The sequence below is a fragment of the Paenirhizobium daejeonense genome (assembly GCF_014280875.1).
Lineage (GTDB): Bacteria > Pseudomonadota > Alphaproteobacteria > Rhizobiales > Rhizobiaceae > Allorhizobium > Allorhizobium daejeonense.
Genome location: NZ_JACLAL010000007.1, coordinates 156,898 through 174,376 on the forward strand (window position 1 = coordinate 156,898; position 17,479 = coordinate 174,376).

General features: G+C 62.5%; 16 protein-coding genes. 6 read left to right on the plus strand and 10 right to left on the minus strand.

What is annotated here, in order from left to right; all coding sequences use genetic code 11:
* Positions 1-30: 30 nt before the first annotated feature.
* The 4 genes from H4I99_RS18200 to H4I99_RS18215 form a co-directional block, all read right to left on the minus strand.
* Positions 31-1,230, minus strand: a complete 1,200-nt coding sequence (locus tag H4I99_RS18200) for an MFS transporter (RefSeq protein ID WP_163897937.1) — start codon at positions 1,228-1,230, stop codon at positions 31-33.
* Between the two features lie 265 nt (positions 1,231-1,495).
* Positions 1,496-1,879, minus strand: coding sequence for a VOC family protein (locus H4I99_RS18205; RefSeq protein WP_163897940.1), 384 nt, complete (start codon positions 1,877-1,879; stop codon positions 1,496-1,498).
* A gap of 8 nt (positions 1,880-1,887) precedes the next feature.
* Positions 1,888-3,027: an MFS transporter gene (locus H4I99_RS18210; protein WP_163897943.1), complete on the minus strand. Its 1,140-nt coding sequence runs from the start codon at positions 3,025-3,027 to the stop codon at positions 1,888-1,890.
* Positions 3,028-3,047: 20 nt separating this feature from the next.
* Positions 3,048-3,833, minus strand: coding sequence for a DeoR/GlpR family DNA-binding transcription regulator (locus H4I99_RS18215; RefSeq protein WP_163897945.1), 786 nt, complete (start codon positions 3,831-3,833; stop codon positions 3,048-3,050).
* A gap of 472 nt (positions 3,834-4,305) precedes the next feature.
* Here H4I99_RS18215 and H4I99_RS18220 point away from each other — a divergent pair, with 472 nt between their 5' ends.
* The 6 genes from H4I99_RS18220 to H4I99_RS18245 all read left to right on the plus strand — a co-directional run bounded on the left by H4I99_RS18220 (position 4,306) and on the right by H4I99_RS18245 (position 11,284).
* Positions 4,306-5,196: a substrate-binding domain-containing protein gene (locus tag H4I99_RS18220; protein ID WP_163897948.1), complete on the plus strand. Its 891-nt coding sequence runs from the start codon at positions 4,306-4,308 to the stop codon at positions 5,194-5,196.
* Positions 5,197-5,313: 117 nt separating this feature from the next.
* Positions 5,314-6,831 (plus strand): sugar ABC transporter ATP-binding protein, encoded by a 1,518-nt coding sequence (locus tag H4I99_RS18225; RefSeq protein ID WP_163897950.1) that lies wholly within the window; start codon positions 5,314-5,316, stop codon positions 6,829-6,831.
* A complete protein-coding gene (locus H4I99_RS18230) occupies positions 6,828-7,790 on the plus strand; it encodes an ABC transporter permease (protein WP_163897953.1) in 963 nt (320 codons plus the stop codon). The genes H4I99_RS18225 and H4I99_RS18230 overlap by 4 nt, the downstream gene beginning before the upstream one ends.
* A 38-nt stretch (positions 7,791-7,828) precedes the next feature.
* Positions 7,829-8,773, plus strand: a complete 945-nt coding sequence (locus H4I99_RS18235) for a tagatose kinase (RefSeq protein WP_163897956.1) — start codon at positions 7,829-7,831, stop codon at positions 8,771-8,773.
* Position 8,774: 1 nt separating this feature from the next.
* Positions 8,775-10,055 (plus strand): D-tagatose-bisphosphate aldolase, class II, non-catalytic subunit, encoded by a 1,281-nt coding sequence (locus H4I99_RS18240; RefSeq protein ID WP_163897958.1) that lies wholly within the window; start codon positions 8,775-8,777, stop codon positions 10,053-10,055.
* Positions 10,056-10,270: 215 nt separating this feature from the next.
* Entirely contained in the window at positions 10,271-11,284 is a 1,014-nt protein-coding gene (locus tag H4I99_RS18245; protein ID WP_163898293.1) for a LacI family DNA-binding transcriptional regulator, read from the plus strand.
* A gap of 100 nt (positions 11,285-11,384) precedes the next feature.
* Here the strand turns inward: H4I99_RS18245 and H4I99_RS18250 are convergent, their stop codons facing one another.
* The 6 genes from H4I99_RS18250 to H4I99_RS18275 are packed head-to-tail and all read right to left on the minus strand — an operon-like array spanning position 11,385 to position 17,364.
* The gene (locus tag H4I99_RS18250; RefSeq protein ID WP_163897961.1) at positions 11,385-12,950 is read right to left on the minus strand and encodes a D-aminopeptidase; all 1,566 of its coding nucleotides are present in this window, start codon (positions 12,948-12,950) and stop codon (positions 11,385-11,387) included.
* Positions 12,951-13,006: 56 nt separating this feature from the next.
* On the minus strand, positions 13,007-13,522 hold the full coding sequence (locus H4I99_RS18255; protein WP_163897964.1) for a L,D-transpeptidase family protein: 516 nt from the start codon (positions 13,520-13,522) through the stop codon (positions 13,007-13,009).
* 36 nt (positions 13,523-13,558) lie between these two features.
* Positions 13,559-14,533: an ABC transporter ATP-binding protein gene (locus H4I99_RS18260; protein ID WP_163897967.1), complete on the minus strand. Its 975-nt coding sequence runs from the start codon at positions 14,531-14,533 to the stop codon at positions 13,559-13,561.
* Positions 14,530-15,528, minus strand: a complete 999-nt coding sequence (locus tag H4I99_RS18265) for an ABC transporter ATP-binding protein (RefSeq protein WP_099060828.1) — start codon at positions 15,526-15,528, stop codon at positions 14,530-14,532. The genes H4I99_RS18260 and H4I99_RS18265 overlap by 4 nt, the downstream gene beginning before the upstream one ends.
* Before the next feature lie 10 nt (positions 15,529-15,538).
* Positions 15,539-16,429 carry an ABC transporter permease gene (locus H4I99_RS18270; RefSeq protein WP_163897970.1) on the minus strand — a complete coding sequence of 297 codons (891 nt, stop codon included), beginning with the start codon at positions 16,427-16,429 and terminating at the stop codon, positions 15,539-15,541.
* On the minus strand, positions 16,426-17,364 hold the full coding sequence (locus H4I99_RS18275; RefSeq protein WP_163897973.1) for an ABC transporter permease: 939 nt from the start codon (positions 17,362-17,364) through the stop codon (positions 16,426-16,428). Before H4I99_RS18275 ends, H4I99_RS18270 begins: the two co-directional genes overlap by 4 nt.
* Positions 17,365-17,479: the final 115 nt, after the last annotated feature.

Consider the following 17,479-nt stretch of genomic DNA (forward strand, 5'->3'; position numbering starts at 1 on the left):
GTGCGGCAATGCCGCATGCTCTCGCTACAATCAGGTTTTTGATCCGTATCTACGCCACAGCCCGGCAATGGCCGCCATGATCGCGATGGTGGTGCCGTAAACGAGGACCGTTGCGTGCAGTCCGGCATAGGGAAGCGCCAGACCCGCAAACACGACCGGCAGACCGAAGGCCAGATAGCTCAGCGTGAAGATCGATGCGAAGAGTTCACCGCGCTCGTCGGGCGGGCTCAGCGGCACGATGGTTCTGAGCGAGCCGTAGAAGCAGGTCCCGAAACCCGTTCCGGCGAATGCAAGCGCGAGCAGATAGACGGTGAGGGATCCGATCCAGATGCCTGCCAGGGTGAGAACGGTCCCGACCGAGAGCGCGAACGTGCCATAAAGCATGATCCGGCGCGGCTGATGGGTTCTGGCAATGAAGCAGGCGAGCGCACCGGTGCCGGAAATCAGCGTCACCACCGCCCCCTGCATCAGGTAGCTGTGAATGCCGAAGACAACAGCGACGATGGGCGCGCCGAGCGACAGATAAAGACCGCCGGTCGCCCATCCCGCGATGATTGCGGGCGCGCTCTGCCAGAAGGCGGACCGCGCGGAGACGGGTACGCCAAGGCGCGGCATGAGGGCCTGAAGCAAGCCTTCATGCCGCGGCGATGTTTCCGGCAGCAGCCAGACGGCAGCCGCTAGGATAAGGCTTATGACGGTGATCGCGACGAAGACGTCAATCTTCGGAGAGCTTGCATGCTCCATGACGATGCCCGAGGCCAGCGCCCCCGCGGCAAGGCCGATCAACGGAAGGACCGAGTTGCAGACGGCGGCAAGCCCCGGCCTTTCGGGCGGCTCGAGATCGACGATGGCGGCCGAGAGCGTGGAAAGCAGAAACGCGCAGGCAATGCCCTGAAGCGCTCGCGCGCCGATCAGGCCAAGCGGCGATATCGCGGCCTCGAAGACGAGCGCCGACAGCGCCAGCAGCACGAATGCGAGCGACAGGATCGGACGCCGGCCGACATGGTCGGAACTGGAGCCGCCGACCAGCAGGGTGAACAGCAGGACGATCGCATAAACAGCGAAGATCGCTGTCATGGTGACGTCGGAAAACGCCATCTCCCGTTGCAGCACCGGATAGAAGGGGGAGGGCGCGCTGGCGCTTGCCATCATCAGGCCACTGCCCAGCGATGCGATTGCGAAACCGGCACCGTGTCGCCGGGTGTAGGAAATGCTGCTGGCTGTCGTCATGGCGAATTTCCGTTGCCTGTCGGCGATGCATGAGGTTGGTTCGAATATTATCGAACTGACCATATGCCACTCCCCGACGAATGGTTCAACTAATTTCGAACAATGCGGATCTGGATCTGCCGTTCCGTTGACGCGTGAGGATTTCAGGCAACGTGAAAATGCGCTGGCGGTGGCCATGGCCACCGCCAGCCTTCGCCACACGGAGCTTGCAACGTTTCCGGGGGTGGCGAACCGGATTATCGATCTGAAGAGGTGGTCGAAACCGTTATTCCGTGATCTCCACGAGCGTTCCGTCCGGCATGAGGATCACGGCTTCATAGAAGCCGTCGCCGGTTATGCGCGGGCCGGAGGCGAGGCAACCATCCCCGGCGCAACGTCGGGCAAGTTCATCGACAGCCTCTCTGCTGCCGAGCGAGACGGCGATGTGATCCCAGCCGACGTGCTCCTGTTTTGGGGCGGCTTCAATCCATGGCCCGGTCATCAGCTCGATCTCATCGGCCCCACCGGGCAGGTGGACGAAGCGGGAAACGAAGCCTTCCCGCCTCTTGCTGCGGTATGGACCTCCCACCGTCGCCCCGAAGTAGCGCTCCCAGAACGAGGCGGCGGCATCGAGGTCTTTGGTCCACAGTGCGGAATGGGCGATACGCATGGTCCCTCTCAGTGTTTCGAGCGGGTGACAAGCCCGGCGCAGAACGGAACGACGCAGAGCAGCCCAACGAGCATCCAGAAGGCCCCCGGAAGGCCGACGTGATTTGCTACGAAGCCGATGCTTGCCGGGCCGAGCAGGACACCGGCATAGCCGATCATGGTAATCGCGGCCACGGCCAGTCCGGGCGGCATGACGGTTTGCGATCCGCCCCGGCGGAACAGCACCGGCACGATGTTGGCCGCGCCCAGTCCGATCAGCAGAAAGCCGCTCAGGGCGAGAAGCCTGATGGGACTTGCAAGAACGATCACGAAGCCGACAATGGCAACGACCCCGCCCCAGAACAGCGTGGCCCGGTCACCAAGCCTTGCGGTCAGGGCGTCTCCGGTCAGCCGGGCGGTCGTCATGGCGATGGCGAACAGGATATAGCCGATACCGCCCTGTTCGGTGGGAACGATGCCGCCGGATGTCAGGAACAGGGCGCTCCAGTCGAGAACCGCGCCCTCGACCAGGAAGACGATGGCAGCCAGAATCGCAAGCAGCAGGACGGCCCCGCGCGGAACCGCAAACAGCGGCGCATCCCCGGCCTGCGCCGTATCGAGAAGCCGGGGCCAGGCCACGACAATTCCAGCGATCATCAATGCGGCACAGATGACGGTCGCGGTGAATGCCCCGGCATTGGCGGAAAGCAATACGGTCATCAGCAGCGAGCCGGCAAAGCCGCCAATGCTGAACATGGCATGGAAGCCGGACATCAGCGGGCAGGCCGCCGCTTTCTCGACTTCCACGGCATGAATGTTCATCGCAACCTCGAGGGAGCCGAGGGTTCCGCCGAAGATCGCCAATGCGATGGCGAATGTCACCGGCGTGCTGGCCAGCGTGAGAACCGGCAGGACTACCGCCATTCCGAGACCGCCTGCGATGATGATCGGCTTGCTGCCGAAACGCGCGTTCAGCACGCCGGTTGCAAGCATCGCAGCCACCGACCCAAGGCCGAGACAGAGAAGCAGAACGCCGAGAACGCCGTCATCGACGCCGAGCCGTTCCTTGGCGAAGGGCACGAGCGGCGCCCAGCAGGCAAGGCCGAATCCGGCAACCAGAAAAGCAAGGCGTGTCGCCAGCCGGGTTGCCGGCCGATCTGCAGAAAGCATGTCGTTTCCTTGGGGTAAGATCAGTTTGTCGTTGAAACGGGCTCGGCTCTCACGAGATTAAAGCCCGCATTCGCCAGCCGCTCCGCCTCGTCTGCGGCAAGATCGTTCTCGACGATGAGGACTTCGATGTCCGATGCCACGGCGATCCGGTAGGGGGCGCTTTGCTGAAACTTCTCGGAAGTTGCGAGAACTGCGCATGTCGCGCTATTTTTGAGAAGCGCACGTTTGAAGGCTGCGTCCGCATGGTCATGCACACTCATGCCTGTTGTCGGCGTAACCGCGCAGGCGCCGATGAAACAGCGATGGATGTTGAGCAGGCTGACGGCTGAAATCGCGGAAGTATCGACACTACCCCCGACATGGCGATTGACCGCGCCACCGATCAGCAGAAGCTCGATATCGTCTCTTTTCGCGACAGCGCTGGCGATATCGATGGAATTGGTGGCGACGATCAGGCCGAGATCCGGGCTAAGGCAATCCACAATCGCGAGATTGGTGCTGCCGCTATCGAGGAAGACAAGCTCTCCGGGGCGGATCATGGCGGCCGCGACCTTTGCAAGCTGGCCTTTACGCACCGAACCTTCACCCACGCGCACAGCCATCGGACGCCCGGTCGGCGCAAGCGGGAGAGCGCCCCCATAGACCCGGCGGCATTTTCCTTCCGCCGCCAGCGTTCTCAGGTCGCGGCGGATTGCATCTTCGGAAACATCGAACTCTTCGGCAAGTGCTGTCGCAGAAACCTGCTGCCCGAGTGTAAGCCGCGCCTCGATTGCATCGCGCCGGGATAGGGGAAGATGATTATTCATGATCGTGAATTAACGTACGAAATCGTGCATGTCAATTCATGAATCGTGCGGCATCATGATGTGTGGGCAAGAGGAAGGCAGAACTATAGCGGGGAGAGTGGCCGCGACGGTGGAATGGTCGAGCAGCACCTGCCGTTGTATCTCGACAGCCTCCGAAGATCTCTATTTCGAGCGATGACGTCCGGCCCGGTTCACAACAGTGGAATCCTGCGCGACGAAGCCTCCTGCCGTTCCGTGGAAACCCTTCGGTAGATGGCTTTTCGTCGCTCTTTTGTGTCATTCGCCTCGGTCATGTCGGAAGTCACGATAACAGCAGGAGGTTCTCGTTGCGTCGATATAATTTTACGCGCATAGAATTTAAAGTTGACGCGCGGAAACTTTAGTGGTTGATAAGGACCATCAGCTGGTAAGGGAGGCCACCAGTCATGATGACCATCAACAATTGGTCTCTTGCATAATCAGGGAGGAAATCATGCCCATTTCTCGCATCGCCAAGTCGCTCCTCGTCTCTGCCGCTTTCACCATGGCCGCAGTCGCAGCGCAGGCGGAAGGCATCGGCGCTTCGCTGCTGACGCAGCAGCATCCGTTCTATAACGAGCTGGCCAAGGCCATCACCGAAGAGGCGAAGGCCAAGAACGTCAAGCTCGAGATCTCGATCGCCAATCAGGACCTGAACAAGCAGCTGGCCGATATCGAAGACTTCATCGTCAAGGGTGTCGACGTCATCATCATGTCGCCGGTTGACAGCAAGGGCGCTCTCGCCGCCGTCAAGCGCGCTGAAGCAGCCGGCATCAAGGTCATCACCGTCGACGTTCCGGTCGAAGGCACCCAGGTTGCCTCCTACATCGGCACCGACAACTATGCCGGCGGCGTCAAGGCCGGCGAACTGATGGCCGAACAGCTCGGCGGCAAGGGCAATGTCGCCATCATCGACTACCCGCTGGTGCAGTCGGTGGTGAACCGCGTCAACGGCTTCAAGGAAGCCATTGCCAAGTTCCCCGACATCAAGATCGTTTCGATCCAGACCGGTATCACCCGCGCCGAAGCCCTGGCCGTTGCCCAGAACATGCTGCAGGCCAATCCGGATATCGCCGGCATCTTCGGCTTCGGCGACGACGCAGCGCTTGCTGCCGCCGTTGCGGTCAAGTCCGCAGGCCTGACCGGCAAGGTCAAGGTCATCGGCTTCGACGGCATGCCGGAAGCAATCGCCGCCGTCGACAACGACCCGGACATGGTCGGCGTCATCCAGCAGTTCCCGGACCAGATGGGCAAGCTTGCCGTCGATAGCGCCGTGAAGCTCGTTGCCGGCGAAACGGTACCGGCCGACCAGCCGATCGTTCCGGGCGTCTACGTCAAGAAGTAACCTTTACCGAAACGCCTCCCAAGGCACCTTGTCCCCTCGGGGGCAAGGACCGCTCGGTTGCCGGCGGCTCGAACTCCTTTTCGAGCCGCCGGGCACGACGATGCGAAGGGTGATGCCATGCCTGCCACCGGCAATGATGCCATCCTTGAAATCAAGGATGTGACCAAGGTTTTCGGCGCTGTAACCGCGCTCAAGAACATGCAGTTGAAAGTCCGGCCCGGACGGGTTCACACCATCCTGGGCGAAAATGGCGCTGGAAAATCGACGCTGATGAAGATCCTCGCGGGGGTCTATCAGGTCACCTCCGGCGAGATCACGCTCGGCGGCCAGCCCTATGCGCCGGCCAATCCGCAGGAAGCGGCAAAGGCTGGGCTGACGATCGTTTTCCAGGAACTCAGCCTCTGCAACAATCTCTCCGTTGCGGAAAACATCCTCGCGACCCGCGAACCGTCGAGAGCCGGCTTCATCAGCGACAGCGCGCTCACCCGCAAGGCCGAGGCCATCGTCGCGGACCTGAAGCTGCCGGTGTCGGTGAGCGACAAGGTCGGCGAGCTGTCGATTGCACAGCGCCAGCTTGTCGAAATCGCCAAGGGCCTCAGCGTCGATGCGAAGGTGGTCATCCTCGATGAACCCACCTCTTCGCTCAGCGACAGCGAAGCCGAGATCCTGTTCGATATCATCGCGCGGCTGAAAGCCCGCGGCGTCGCGATCCTGTACATCTCGCACCGGATGGAAGAGATCATGCGGCTGAGCGACGACATCACCGTCGTGCGCGACGGCGCCTATATCACCACCCGCGAGAAGAAAGACACCACCATCGACGAACTGATCGCGATGATGGTTGGCCGCGACATGCACGCGATCTATCCGCCCCGCGATGTGCCGGCTCCGGCGCTGACCGAAAAGCCTGTCCTGACCGTCAGCGGACTGTCACGCACCGGCGAATTCGAGGACGTCTCATTCGACGTGCGCTCCGGCGAAATCCTCGGTTTCTTCGGGCTGGTCGGTTCGGGCCGCTCCGAGGTGATGAACACCCTGTTCGGCATGGGCCATATCGCCGCCGGCACCATTTCGATCGACGGTTCGGCGGTCTCCATTTCCTCGCCGATCGATGCCATCAACCGCGGCATCGGCTTTGTCACGGAAAACCGCAAGGAAGAGGGCCTCGTGCTCAGCCACAGCGTCGAGGCCAATATCTCGATGGTGTCGCTTGATAAATTCTCGGGCCTTCTCGGCTTCCTCAAGCGTCGCAGAGAACGCGATGCGGCGGATCAGGAAGTGAAGCGCCTCGCCATCAAGACGGCCTCGCTCGACACAATCGCCGGCACGCTTTCGGGCGGCAACCAGCAGAAGATCGTGCTGGCCAAATGGCTGCTGACCAGGCCGAAGATCCTGATCCTTGATGAACCGACACGCGGCGTCGATGTCGGGGCCAAGTATGAAATCTACAAGATCATCCGCCAGCTGGCGGCGGAGGGCACGGCGATCCTGCTCATTTCCTCCGAACTCCCCGAGATCATCGGTATGAGCGATCGCGTTGCAGTCATGAGCGAAGGCCGCATGACTACGACTGTATCCGGCGACCGGATTTCCCCCGAAAAAATCATGAGCTTTGCGACGGGAACAGTATCATGACAGACAAGACTGCAGCCAATGCTGCCCTTATGCGACTGATGAAACAGTATGGCGGCATCTTCCTGTCGCTCATCGTGCTGTGCGTCATCTTCTCCGTCATGAACCCGCGTTTCATGTCGCTCGCCAACTTCCTCAACGTGCTGCAGCAGGTGGCCGTGATCGCAATCGCCGCCTTCGGCATGACCTGGGTCATCCTGCTCGGCGAGATCGATCTGTCCATCGGCTCGATCATCGCGCTTGCCGGCATGGTCGCCGCCCAGTGTTTCGCCTTCGGCCTCGGCTTCCTGCCGACGTTTGCGCTAACGCTTCTCGCCGGCGCCCTGCTCGGCTCGGTGAACGGCGTGCTGACGGCGAAATTCCTGCTGCCATCCTTCATCGTCACGGTAGCGACGATGGGCATCTATCGCGGCCTCGTCAGTCTGCCGACCAATGGCGCACCGGCGATGATCACCGAGCCGACATGGACAGCCATCGGCACCCAGAGCTTCCTCGGCATCCCGATCGTCATCTGGTTCGTCGCCGTGCTCTTCCTGTTCAACCACATCCTGCTCAGCAAGACCAAGTTCGGCCGCCGCGCCTATCTGACGGGCGGCAACCGCGAGGCGGCGCTTTATTCCGGCATCAATGTCGACCGCCTGAAGATCATCATCTTCATGATCTCCGGCGTGATGGCGGCGATCTCCGGCGTGCTGCTCTCGTCGCGCCTGTTCTCGGCCCAGACCAATGCCGGCATGAGCTACGAGCTGGATGCGATTGCCGCGGCCGTTCTCGGCGGCACCAGCCTTGCCGGCGGCGTCGGCACCATGGTCGGCACGCTGATCGGCGCGCTCATCATCGGCGTCCTGAACAACGGCATGAACATGATGTCCGTCCCGTATTTCTACCAGCTCATCGTCAAGGGCCTGGTGATCCTCATCGCCGTCGGCCTCGACGTCCGCTCGAAGCGGGCCAGACAGTGAACCGACGCCAGTAAAACTCGAAAGCGAGCAGTCGTCCCATGTCAAAAATCCTGACCATCGGCGAAATCCTCGTCGAGATCGTCGCCACCAACCGCGGTAACGGCTTTCGCGAGGCGGTTCCTCTGATCGGCCCGTTCCCCTCCGGCGCGCCGGCGATCTTCATCGATCAGGTCGGCAAGCTCGGCCAGGAATGCGCCATCGTCTCGCGCGTCGGCGATGACGATTTCGGCTGGGTCAACATCAACCGGCTGACGGAAGACGGCGTCGACGTTTCCGGCATCGAGGTCGTTCCGCAGGGCACGACCGGCAGCGCCTTCGTGCGCTACCGCGAGGACGGCAGCCGCGCCTTCGTCTTCAACATCCGCCACAGCGCCTGCGGCACCATCGAGCTCTCCGAAAAGACGCTCGCGATGATCGACGGCTGCACGCACATGCATGTCATGGGTACCGCCCTTTACGCGCCAAGCGTGGTGCAAAGCATCCTGACGGCGGTCGAGCGCATCAAGGCCGCCGGCGGCACGGTCTCCTTCGATCCGAACCTCCGGCCGGAAATTCTCGACAGCCCCGGCATGCGCGAGGCGCTGCAGACGGTGCTCGCAAAAACCGACCTGTTCATGCCGAGCGGCGAGGAACTCTTCCTGTTCGCCGAGGCAAAGACGGAAGACGCCGCCGTCGCCGAATTGCTTGGCCGAGGCATCAGGGCAATCGTCGTCAAGCGTGGCGACAAGGGCGCCAGCTATTTCGACAAGGACACGCGGCTCGATCTCGAAGGCTTCAAAGTCGAGGAAGTCGATCCGACCGGGGCAGGGGACTGCTTCGGCGCAACCTTCGTGACCTTCTGGCTGCAGGGCGCAAGCCCCGCCGAAGCGCTGCTTTACGCCAATGCTTCCGGTGCGTGCGCCGTCACCAGGGCCGGCCCGATGGAGGGCGCTTCCACCAGGGCCGAACTCGACACCCTCATCAAGACGCAAGGCAGGGCCTGACATGCAGCAGAACTATCTTTCGGACATCGCAACCTGGCGTCAGCACGCCGGCTCCAAGGGTATCCCCTCGATCTGCTCGGCGCATCCGATGGTGATCGAGGCTTCCATGCTGCATGCGCTCGCCAGGGGAGAGCACCTGCTCGTCGAGGCCACCTGCAACCAGGTGAACCAGGACGGCGGCTATACCGGCATGACGCCCGCCGACTTCCGGGTCTTCGTCGAGAAGATCGCCGAAAAGGCCGGCTTCCCGCTCGACAGGCTGATCCTCGGCGGCGACCATCTCGGCCCCAATCCGTGGAAGAATCTGCCCGCCGATGAGGCCATGGCCAAGGCCTGCACGATGATCGACGCATTCGCCCGCGCCGGCTTCACCAAGCTCCACCTCGATACCAGCATGGGCTGCGCCGGCGAGCCGGTCGCGCTTCCCGATGCCGTCACCGCGGAGCGCGCAGCGCGTCTTGCAAGCGTCGCCGAGGCCGCACTTGTCGGCTCGCACGGCGTCCAGCCGGTCTATATCGTCGGCACCGAGGTTCCGATCCCCGGCGGCGCCATGGAAGAACTAGACGTATTGGAAGTCACAAAGCCCGAGGCAGCGTTGAAGACGGTCGAAGTCCACCGCGAGGCCTTCGAAGCCGCCGGCGTCGCATCGGCTTTTTCCCGCGCCGTCGGAGCCGTCGTCCAGCCGGGCGTCGAATTCGGCAACCACAATGTCATCGCCTACGAGCCGGAAAAGGCCGCGGCACTCAGCGCCACGCTCGCCGGCATGCCGGGCATGGTGTTCGAGGCCCATTCCACCGACTACCAGACCCGCGACGCGCTGCGCCGGCTGGTGCTGGACGGCTTCTCCATCCTGAAGGTCGGCCCCGGCCTGACCTTTGCGCTTCGCGAGGCCTTCTACGGTCTCGACCGGGTCGCCGATTTCCTCTTCCCCGGCAAGCGCCGCGAAACCCTGCTCGATACCGTCGAGCGCGTTCTGACCGCGGAGCCGAAGAACTGGGAAAAATACTATCACGGCACGGCGGACGAGCAGCGCCTGCAGCGGCATTTCAGCTACAGCGACCGCATTCGTTACTACTGGCCGCATCCCGAGATCAACGCTGCCGTCAGCGACCTCTTCGCGATCCTCGACGGCGTCGAGATCCCCGAAACGCTGATCAGCCAGTATCTTCAGGCAAGCTATACGGCAGTCCGCGAAGGCCGCGTGAAGCCTCAGGCCGAGGCGCTGGCGCTTGCAGCCGTCGACCACGTTCTGGAAGACTATTTCGAAGCCTGCCGCGCCTGATAGAGCAATATCCGACCGGAGTGAAACGAGGATCGACAAGACTATGCTTCAAAAAAGGAAGTCTCGGAGCGCCGATATGATTTAATCAGATCGAAACGCGCTCTAAGCTGCGGCTTGCAGCGGCGTGGAAGTTCTGCTTGAAACCATGAAGTCATGATTTAAATCGATTAAGAAACGGGGTGAAAGCGAATTTGGAAGACAGGCTCATCAGGACCATGGAGGACTTTGCCGAGTTTGTCGGATTGTCACGACCGACCGTCTCGAAGTATTTCAACGATCCGGGTTCGGTCCGCCGCAAGACGCGTGACCTGATCGAGGTGGCGCTCAAGCAGAGCGGCTTCCGCCCCAACATGTTCGCTGTCAATCTCAACCGGCGGCGCAGCAATATCCTCGGCATCATCATCCCGAATTCGACCGACCCGTTCTACATGGCGCTGACGCGGCGGGTGGAACTGATCGCCAATGCCTCCGGCTTCCTCGCCTTCGTCCTGTCTTCCGACGGCAATGCCGAGATGGAGGCGCGCGCCATCGAGACGTTCAAGTCGATGAACGTCGCGGGCGCGATCATAGCCCCGCTCGGCGTGCAGTCGCACCACGAGACGCTGCGGTCGCTGGCCGAATCCATTCCGCTGATCTTCGTCGACTCGCCGCTGGACGACACGTCACCCTTCGTGGGCACCAACAACCGGCAGAGCTTCCAGTTGATAGTCGACTATCTATGTCGTTCGGGCGAGCCGCCCTGCTATCTCGGCATGCCGCCGGTCAATACCAATGCCGGCACCCGCGAGACTGCCTATATCGAGGCCATGTCGCAGCTGCGCATGGAGCCGATCGTGCTGCCGATAGCAAAGACCGCGGGCTGGGATTTCGAAAAATTCGGCTATGAGGAAACGCTGCGCATTCTGGAAAACGGCGGCTTCCCCACAGGCACGGTTCTCTGCGCCAATGACCGCGTGGCCTTCGGCGCGATTTCCGCCGCCTATCATGCCGGCATCAAGGTCGGGCGCGGCCAGGACCGTGAACTTCGCATCGCCGGCCATGACGACCATCCGTTGTCGCGCTACGCCTGTCCGCCCATCACCACGGTCGCCCAGAGCTACAACGACATCGGCCGCATCGCCATGGAGCTTCTGCTGCGCAAGCTCGGCGAGGAAGACGCCGGCTCGACCCCGGAACACGAAGAGCAGGTTCTCCTCAACGCCGAAATCATCCTGCGCGAATCCGCCTGAGCCGGCGGGAAGGACCGGGCATTTTAGTGTCCGGCCCGCTGTCGTTCCAAATACCTGAAAGCGGCTTCCGGCACTCCCTATCACATGGATAGCACGCTATTCATCCCGCGCGATCATACCCGATATTGCGGGCGAGCCAGCAGCCGATGGTAAGACCGGCGACAGAGCCGTCGGCGTTGCGACGCACCCTGACCGTCCAGTCTCCGGGTGGAGAAGCATCGATGGAACGACGGGAGGTGACGATCCAGATGTCTTCGGCGAGCGGATACATCCGCTCCATCGGTCCCGTTCCCAGCATGCCCTTGAAGAGGGCGTGCACCGCGCCGTCGCGGGCCTCGATCTCGAGGTCGGCATCCAGCTCTTCGGAATGGTAGAGACCGGCAATATCGCTGCCATCGGCATAATCGATGCGGGTAAGCGACCGTGCCCGGACATGCAGGTTTTCCTGGCTGCGATGCATGACCAGCGCATCGCCGTCCTTTTCCAGGCGCAATCCCTGTCCACGGGCGATGCCATCGGTGCCGACCGTCAGGCGCGACGGCGAGGGGCTGTAATAGAGCTTGACGCCGGTGGCGTCCTGAACGGTGCGCAGGATCAGCCCGCGCTCCTCGTCCAGCCACAACCCGTCCCATCCTTCCGGTCGCACCGACGCATTCGGCCGGGGCGGCATGCCGAGGGCAGCCTCCATCAGCGAGATTGCGGAAGTGAAGGTGCCGGTGTCGTGGTTGAACATCACCACCACCGACAGTCGCTCTTCCGCGGCATGCAGACGATAGGAACTGAAGCCGCGGAGGCCGCCGCCATGGCCGGTGAACTTCACGCCCGCCCAGTTGTCGCGGCGCAGGCCGTAGCCGTAATCCGCAAGCGAGCCGTCGGAATAGGTCACGGGCGCCGTCAGGCGGTTATAGAGGCCTTGAGGGTCGTCCCGCGTCGCGTCGATATGCACTTCCCAGGCCAGCATGTCGTCCAGCGCCGCCGAGATGCCGGCATCGCCGAACCAGTACACGCCGTTGTCGGCCGGCAGGAAGCCGATCTCGTCATTGCCCTCGTAGCCGATGACGCCATCGAGCGGATGGCGCGCATCCTGCGAGAGAACCGCCGTTTTCATGCCAGCCGGCGCAAACAGGCGTTCCGACAGAAGCTCGCCGAAATCGCGTCCGGTTCCGCGCTCGATCAGTTCGGCCAGAATGCGGAAATTGGCGTTATTGTAGGAATAGAGGGTGCCTGCCCGGAAATGATCGGTCTTCGACCGGGCGATCAGTGGCAGGGCATCTTCCCGGCGGAAACTCATCTCCGGCAGCGCGCCTTGCAGAACGGTCAGCGCCCAGTAATCGCGCAGGCCCGACTGGTTGTGGCAAAGCTGTTCCACGGTCGGCAACGGGTCGCGATAATCCGGCAGGAAATCGGCGACCTGCGCATCGAGCGAGGCGGGGTCATCGAACAGGTCGAGCAATAGCGCACAGGTGAAGTGCTTGGAGATCGAGCAGATCGGCAGGCGGGTCGCCGCCGTCATCGGCAGCCGGCGATAGGTATCGGCAAAACCCCATGCGCGCCGTGCGACGATCCTGCCGTCCTTCACCACGCCCGCCACGCCTCCGGGACCCTTGCAGCGGGAGGGAAGGAGGTTCAGCGCCCGTTCGAGCGCGGCAGTGTCGATCGTCGACATGACGAAGTACCCGGATTTCTATCAATGAAAGGTAGCGAGGCGAATGCGACGCGGGATCAGGCCGCGTCGCTGAAGCAGAGGCTGACGGACGGTTCCGCCCGGGCCAGAAACTCCAGAAGGTCGTCGCGGGAAAGTGCGGCGCAGCCGGCCGTCGGCGAATAGTTGTCGCGCGCGAGATGCAGGAAGATCGCGCTGCCGGCGCCCGGCACCACCGGATCGTCGTTGTGACCGAGCACCACGACGATGTCGTAGACCTCGTCTTCCCGCCAGAGTTCCTCATGGCTTGCCGCGTAGGGAAGCCGGACCTTGCGGTTGTACTGCGGATCGGAAGGCTCGTCGCACCAGCCGTCGAGACGGTCGATGGGCGTGCAGGGCAGGGCAGTCGCGGGCTTTTCCATGCGGTCGGCGCGGTAATAGAGATGCCGGATCGGCCAGCAGCCGACGGGGCTGACGCCATCGCCCTCGGTCTTTTCGAGATGAATGCCGCCGCGGCCGACGGCGCAACGCCAGCTCCGGTCGCCATGACGGGCTTCCCACAGCTCGTCGCCGATCTTCTTCACGATCAGGTCCATGTTCTTTCCTTCCCTAACCTCACAGAGCCGCCGGGCTTATTCGCCCAGCGGAAAATGACAAGCAACGCCCCGGCCGTCATTGGTCGCCAGCGCCGGATCTTCCGTGCGGCAGATATCCTTGGCATAGGGGCAGCGCGTGTGGAAGCGACAGCCGCTCGGCAGGTTCACCGGGCTCGGAATGTCGCCCACCAGCACCGGACGTTCGCGATTGCGCTGATGCGGATCGGCGCGCGGCACGGCGGAAATCAGGAACATGGTATAGGGATGACGCGGATTGGAGAAGATCTCCTCCGTGGTCCCCACTTCCACCAGTCGCCCGAGGAACATCACACCGATGCGGTCGGCAAACTGCCTGACGACGCTAAGGTCGTGAGTGATGAACAGGTAGGTGAGCTTGAGTTGTTCCTGCAGGTCGCGCAGGAGGTTCAGCACCTGCGCCTGGATCGATACGTCGAGCGCCGACACGGCCTCGTCGCAGACGACGAATTCCGGGTTGTTGGCGAGTGCGCGGGCAACGCCGATACGCTGGCGCTGGCCGCCGCTGAACTGGTGTGGGTAATGCCGCATCAGATGCGGCCGCAGGCCGACCACTTCGAGCAGTTCCCGGCAGCGTTCCTCGATCCGGGCTTCGCTTCCGTAGGCATGCGCCCTCAGCGGTTCGGCCAGGATATCCTTGACCCGCATGCGCGGATTGAGCGAGGCGAACGGATCCTGGAAGACGATCTGCAGCTTCTTGCGCATCGCCCGCATCGAGCCTTCGTCGAGCGAATGGAGATCCTGTCCGCGATAGTTGACACTGCCGGCGGTGCGCTCGACCAGCCGCAGCATGGCGCGCCCGAGCGTGGTCTTGCCGCAACCGGATTCACCCACCAGCGCGAAGGTTTCCCGCTCGTAGATTTCGAGACTGACGCCATCGACGGCTCGGATCACCTTGTCGCGCGAGCCGAGGAAGCCCGCGCTCATGCGGTAATACTTGGTCAGCTGGTCGGTGGAAATGAGGACTTCGCTCATGCCGCAGCTCCCTGCTTGTCGTGGAGCCAGCAGCGGGCCTTGTGGCCTTTTCCGAGATCGACGAGTTCCGGCGACTTGACGCTGCAGATCGGCATGGCGTCGCCGCAGCGGGGGTGGAACCGGCAGCCCTGCGGCAGCTTGGCCAGATTGGGCACGACGCCCTTGATGCTGCTCATGCGCTCGCCGGTGCGCTTTTCCGTCGCCTTCGGGATCGAGGCGAGCAGGCCGCGGGTATAGGGATGCGACGGCCGGTCGAACAGGTCGAAGACATCGGCCTGCTCGACGATCTGGCCGGCATACATCACGTTCACCTCGTCGCACATCTCGGCGATGATGCCGAGATCGTGGGTGATCATGATGATCGCTGTGCCGATGCGGTCGCGCAGCGCCACCATCAGCCGCAGGATCTGGGCCTGCGTGGTCACGTCGAGCGCCGTCGTCGGCTCGTCGGCGATCAAAAGCTTCGGTTCGCAGATGAGGCCCATCGCGATCATCGCACGCTGGCGGAGGCCGCCGGAAAGCTCGTGCGGATAGGCGTCGAGACGCGCGGCGGGCTCGGGGATGCCCACCGTCTCGAACATGTGCAGCACCTTCTCGCGAATGGCGCGCCGGCCGAGATCCGTATGGATGGACAGGGGTTCGCCTACCTGCTGCACCATGGTGCGGACAGGATTGAGCGAAGTCATCGGCTCCTGGAAGACCATGGACATGTCGCGGCCGCGCTTGTGGCGCAGCTGGTCGGGGGTGAGCTTCGTCAGATCGCTCCCGTCGAACATGATGCTGTCGGCGGTGACGAGGCCCGAGGGTGAAGCCACGAGGCCCATCAGCGAGAGCGAGGTGACGCTCTTGCCGGAGCCGGATTCCCCGACGAGGCCAACGATCCGGCCGCGTCCGACGTCGAAGGACACGTTGTCCACCACCCGCACGGCGCCGCGATGGCCGCGGAAATCGGTGCGCAGGTTGCGCACGCTCAGCAACTGGTTTTGATCCGTCATCGTCACGGCCTCAGTCCTTCATGTAGGGGTCGAGCGCGTCGCGCAGACCGTCGCCGATGAAATTGAATGCGAGCACCGTGATCAGGATCGCGACGCCGGGCATGATGGCGACGAGCGGCGAGGCGAACAGGTATTCCTTGCCCTTGGCGACCAAGAGGCCCCAGCTCGCTTCCGGCGGCTGAACCCCGACGCCGAGGAAGGAAAGGCTTGATTCCCACATGATCGCTTCGGGAATGCTGAGCGAGAAGAGCACGATCAGCGTTGGCACGATGTTCGGAAAGATATGGCGGACCATGATCTTCGCCCTCGTCGTTCCGACGGCGCGAGCGGCCTCGATGAATTCCTTCTCCTTCAGCGCCAGCGTCTGTGAGCGGACCACGCGCGCAACGCCCGCCCAGCCGACGAGGCTGAGTGCGATGAAGATGTTGAAGAGGTTGGCGCCAAGCGTATACATCACCACCATCGCCAGCAGCAGCGAGGGAAAGGCGATCATCGTGTCGGCCAGCCGCATGATGATGAAATCGATCTTGCCGCCGTAATAGCCGCTGACGATGCCCATGACAGCGCCGATCATCAGCGAGATGAAGCTCGGCACGATGCCGACCAGAAGCGAGATGCGCGCGCCATAGAGAATACGCGTCAAAAGGTCCCGGCCGAAATTGTCGGTTCCGAGCCAGTAGCTGGAAGACGGCGGCAGGAACTGTTCGTCGAGCGCCACCCGGTAAGGATCGTGCGGGCTGATGATCGGGATGAAGAAGGCGACGAGGAAGAGCAGGCTGACGAGGAGCAGGCCCACCATCGCCATCTTGTTCTTGCGGAAGACCCGGATGGTATCGCGCAGGAAGCTGTCGCTTTCTCCGCTTTCGATGATTTCTTCCGGAGCTGCGTTCACTTCAGTCATTTCGCGCCTCCCTTCATCTGGTGGCGGATGCGGGGATCGAGAACGGAATAGAGAATGTCAGCCACCAGATTGCCGAAAATGACCAGCGCCGTGGCAAAGAGAACCGATCCCTGAAGCAGCGGCATGTCGCGGGCCTGGATGGCGTTGACGGAGATACGGCCGACGCCAGGAATGCCAAAGATCGCCTCGGTGATGACCGCGCCGGACAGCAGGCTCGCCACCTGGATCGCCATGATCGTCACCACCGGAATGAGCGAGTTCTTCAGCGCATGACGCATGATGACCTTGATCTCGCGCAGTCCCTTGGCGCGGGCGGTGCGGATATAGTCGTGCCGCATGACTTCCAGAAGGCTCGAGCGGGTGAGGCGCGCAATCACGCCCGCCGAACTCCAACCCAGCACGATGGCCGGCATGATGACATATTCGAAGCCATAGAAGCCGGAAACCGGCAGCCATTTCAGCTTGAGCGCGAAGATGTATTGCATCAGCAGCGCCGACCAGAAGATTGGCATGGAAACGCCGAGCAGCGAAAAGCCCATGAAGAAATGGTCGAGCGCGGAATCGCGCCGCACGGCCGAGAGAACCCCCACCGGAATGCCGATCACCCATGAGACGATCGCCGCACAGACCGCCAGATAGAGCGTGTTCGGGAAGGCGTTGAGGATCAGTGTCGTCACACTGCGGTTCAGCTTGATCGACATGCCGAGATCGCCCTGCACCGCGCCCGCGAGGAAGCGGAAGTAGCGGGTGATGAGCGGATCGTCGAGATGCATCTGGGCGCGCACGCGCTCGATAACCTCGGGGCTCGCGTGCTCCTTCATCAGGAGAGCGATCGGATCGCCCGGAATGACGTTCAGCATGACGAAGAGCAGCGCCGTGATGCCGATCAGAACAGGGATCGAAGCCGCGATGCGCTTTATAGCAAACATCAGCATCGGTGGGTTTCTTTCATGGTCGGTCGCCGGATCGAGGGCCGCACCGGTGCGGGCTCCAATGAACCGGGAAGGATGGACGAGAGCAGGCGGAGGCGGCGGATCTCAAACGAGACCC

Bases quoted from the DNA above. Each gene is read 5' to 3' on its own strand.
- H4I99_RS18200 (WP_163897937.1), bottom strand. From the start codon at position 1,230: ATGACGACAGCCAGCAGCATTTCCTACACCCGGCGACACGGTGCCGGT.
- H4I99_RS18205 (WP_163897940.1), bottom strand. From the start codon at position 1,879: ATGCGTATCGCCCATTCCGCACTGTGGACCAAAGACCTCGATGCCGCC.
- H4I99_RS18210 (WP_163897943.1), bottom strand. From the start codon at position 3,027: ATGCTTTCTGCAGATCGGCCGGCAACCCGGCTGGCGACACGCCTTGCT.
- H4I99_RS18215 (WP_163897945.1), bottom strand. From the start codon at position 3,833: ATGAATAATCATCTTCCCCTATCCCGGCGCGATGCAATCGAGGCGCGG.
- H4I99_RS18220 (WP_163897948.1), top strand. From the start codon at position 4,306: ATGCCCATTTCTCGCATCGCCAAGTCGCTCCTCGTCTCTGCCGCTTTC.
- H4I99_RS18225 (WP_163897950.1), top strand. From the start codon at position 5,314: ATGCCTGCCACCGGCAATGATGCCATCCTTGAAATCAAGGATGTGACC.
- H4I99_RS18230 (WP_163897953.1), top strand. From the start codon at position 6,828: ATGACAGACAAGACTGCAGCCAATGCTGCCCTTATGCGACTGATGAAA.
- H4I99_RS18235 (WP_163897956.1), top strand. From the start codon at position 7,829: ATGTCAAAAATCCTGACCATCGGCGAAATCCTCGTCGAGATCGTCGCC.
- H4I99_RS18240 (WP_163897958.1), top strand. From the start codon at position 8,775: ATGCAGCAGAACTATCTTTCGGACATCGCAACCTGGCGTCAGCACGCC.
- H4I99_RS18245 (WP_163898293.1), top strand. From the start codon at position 10,271: ATGGAGGACTTTGCCGAGTTTGTCGGATTGTCACGACCGACCGTCTCG.
- H4I99_RS18250 (WP_163897961.1), bottom strand. From the start codon at position 12,950: ATGTCGACGATCGACACTGCCGCGCTCGAACGGGCGCTGAACCTCCTT.
- H4I99_RS18255 (WP_163897964.1), bottom strand. From the start codon at position 13,522: ATGGACCTGATCGTGAAGAAGATCGGCGACGAGCTGTGGGAAGCCCGT.
- H4I99_RS18260 (WP_163897967.1), bottom strand. From the start codon at position 14,533: ATGAGCGAAGTCCTCATTTCCACCGACCAGCTGACCAAGTATTACCGC.
- H4I99_RS18265 (WP_099060828.1), bottom strand. From the start codon at position 15,528: ATGACGGATCAAAACCAGTTGCTGAGCGTGCGCAACCTGCGCACCGAT.
- H4I99_RS18270 (WP_163897970.1), bottom strand. From the start codon at position 16,429: ATGACTGAAGTGAACGCAGCTCCGGAAGAAATCATCGAAAGCGGAGAA.
- H4I99_RS18275 (WP_163897973.1), bottom strand. From the start codon at position 17,364: ATGCTGATGTTTGCTATAAAGCGCATCGCGGCTTCGATCCCTGTTCTG.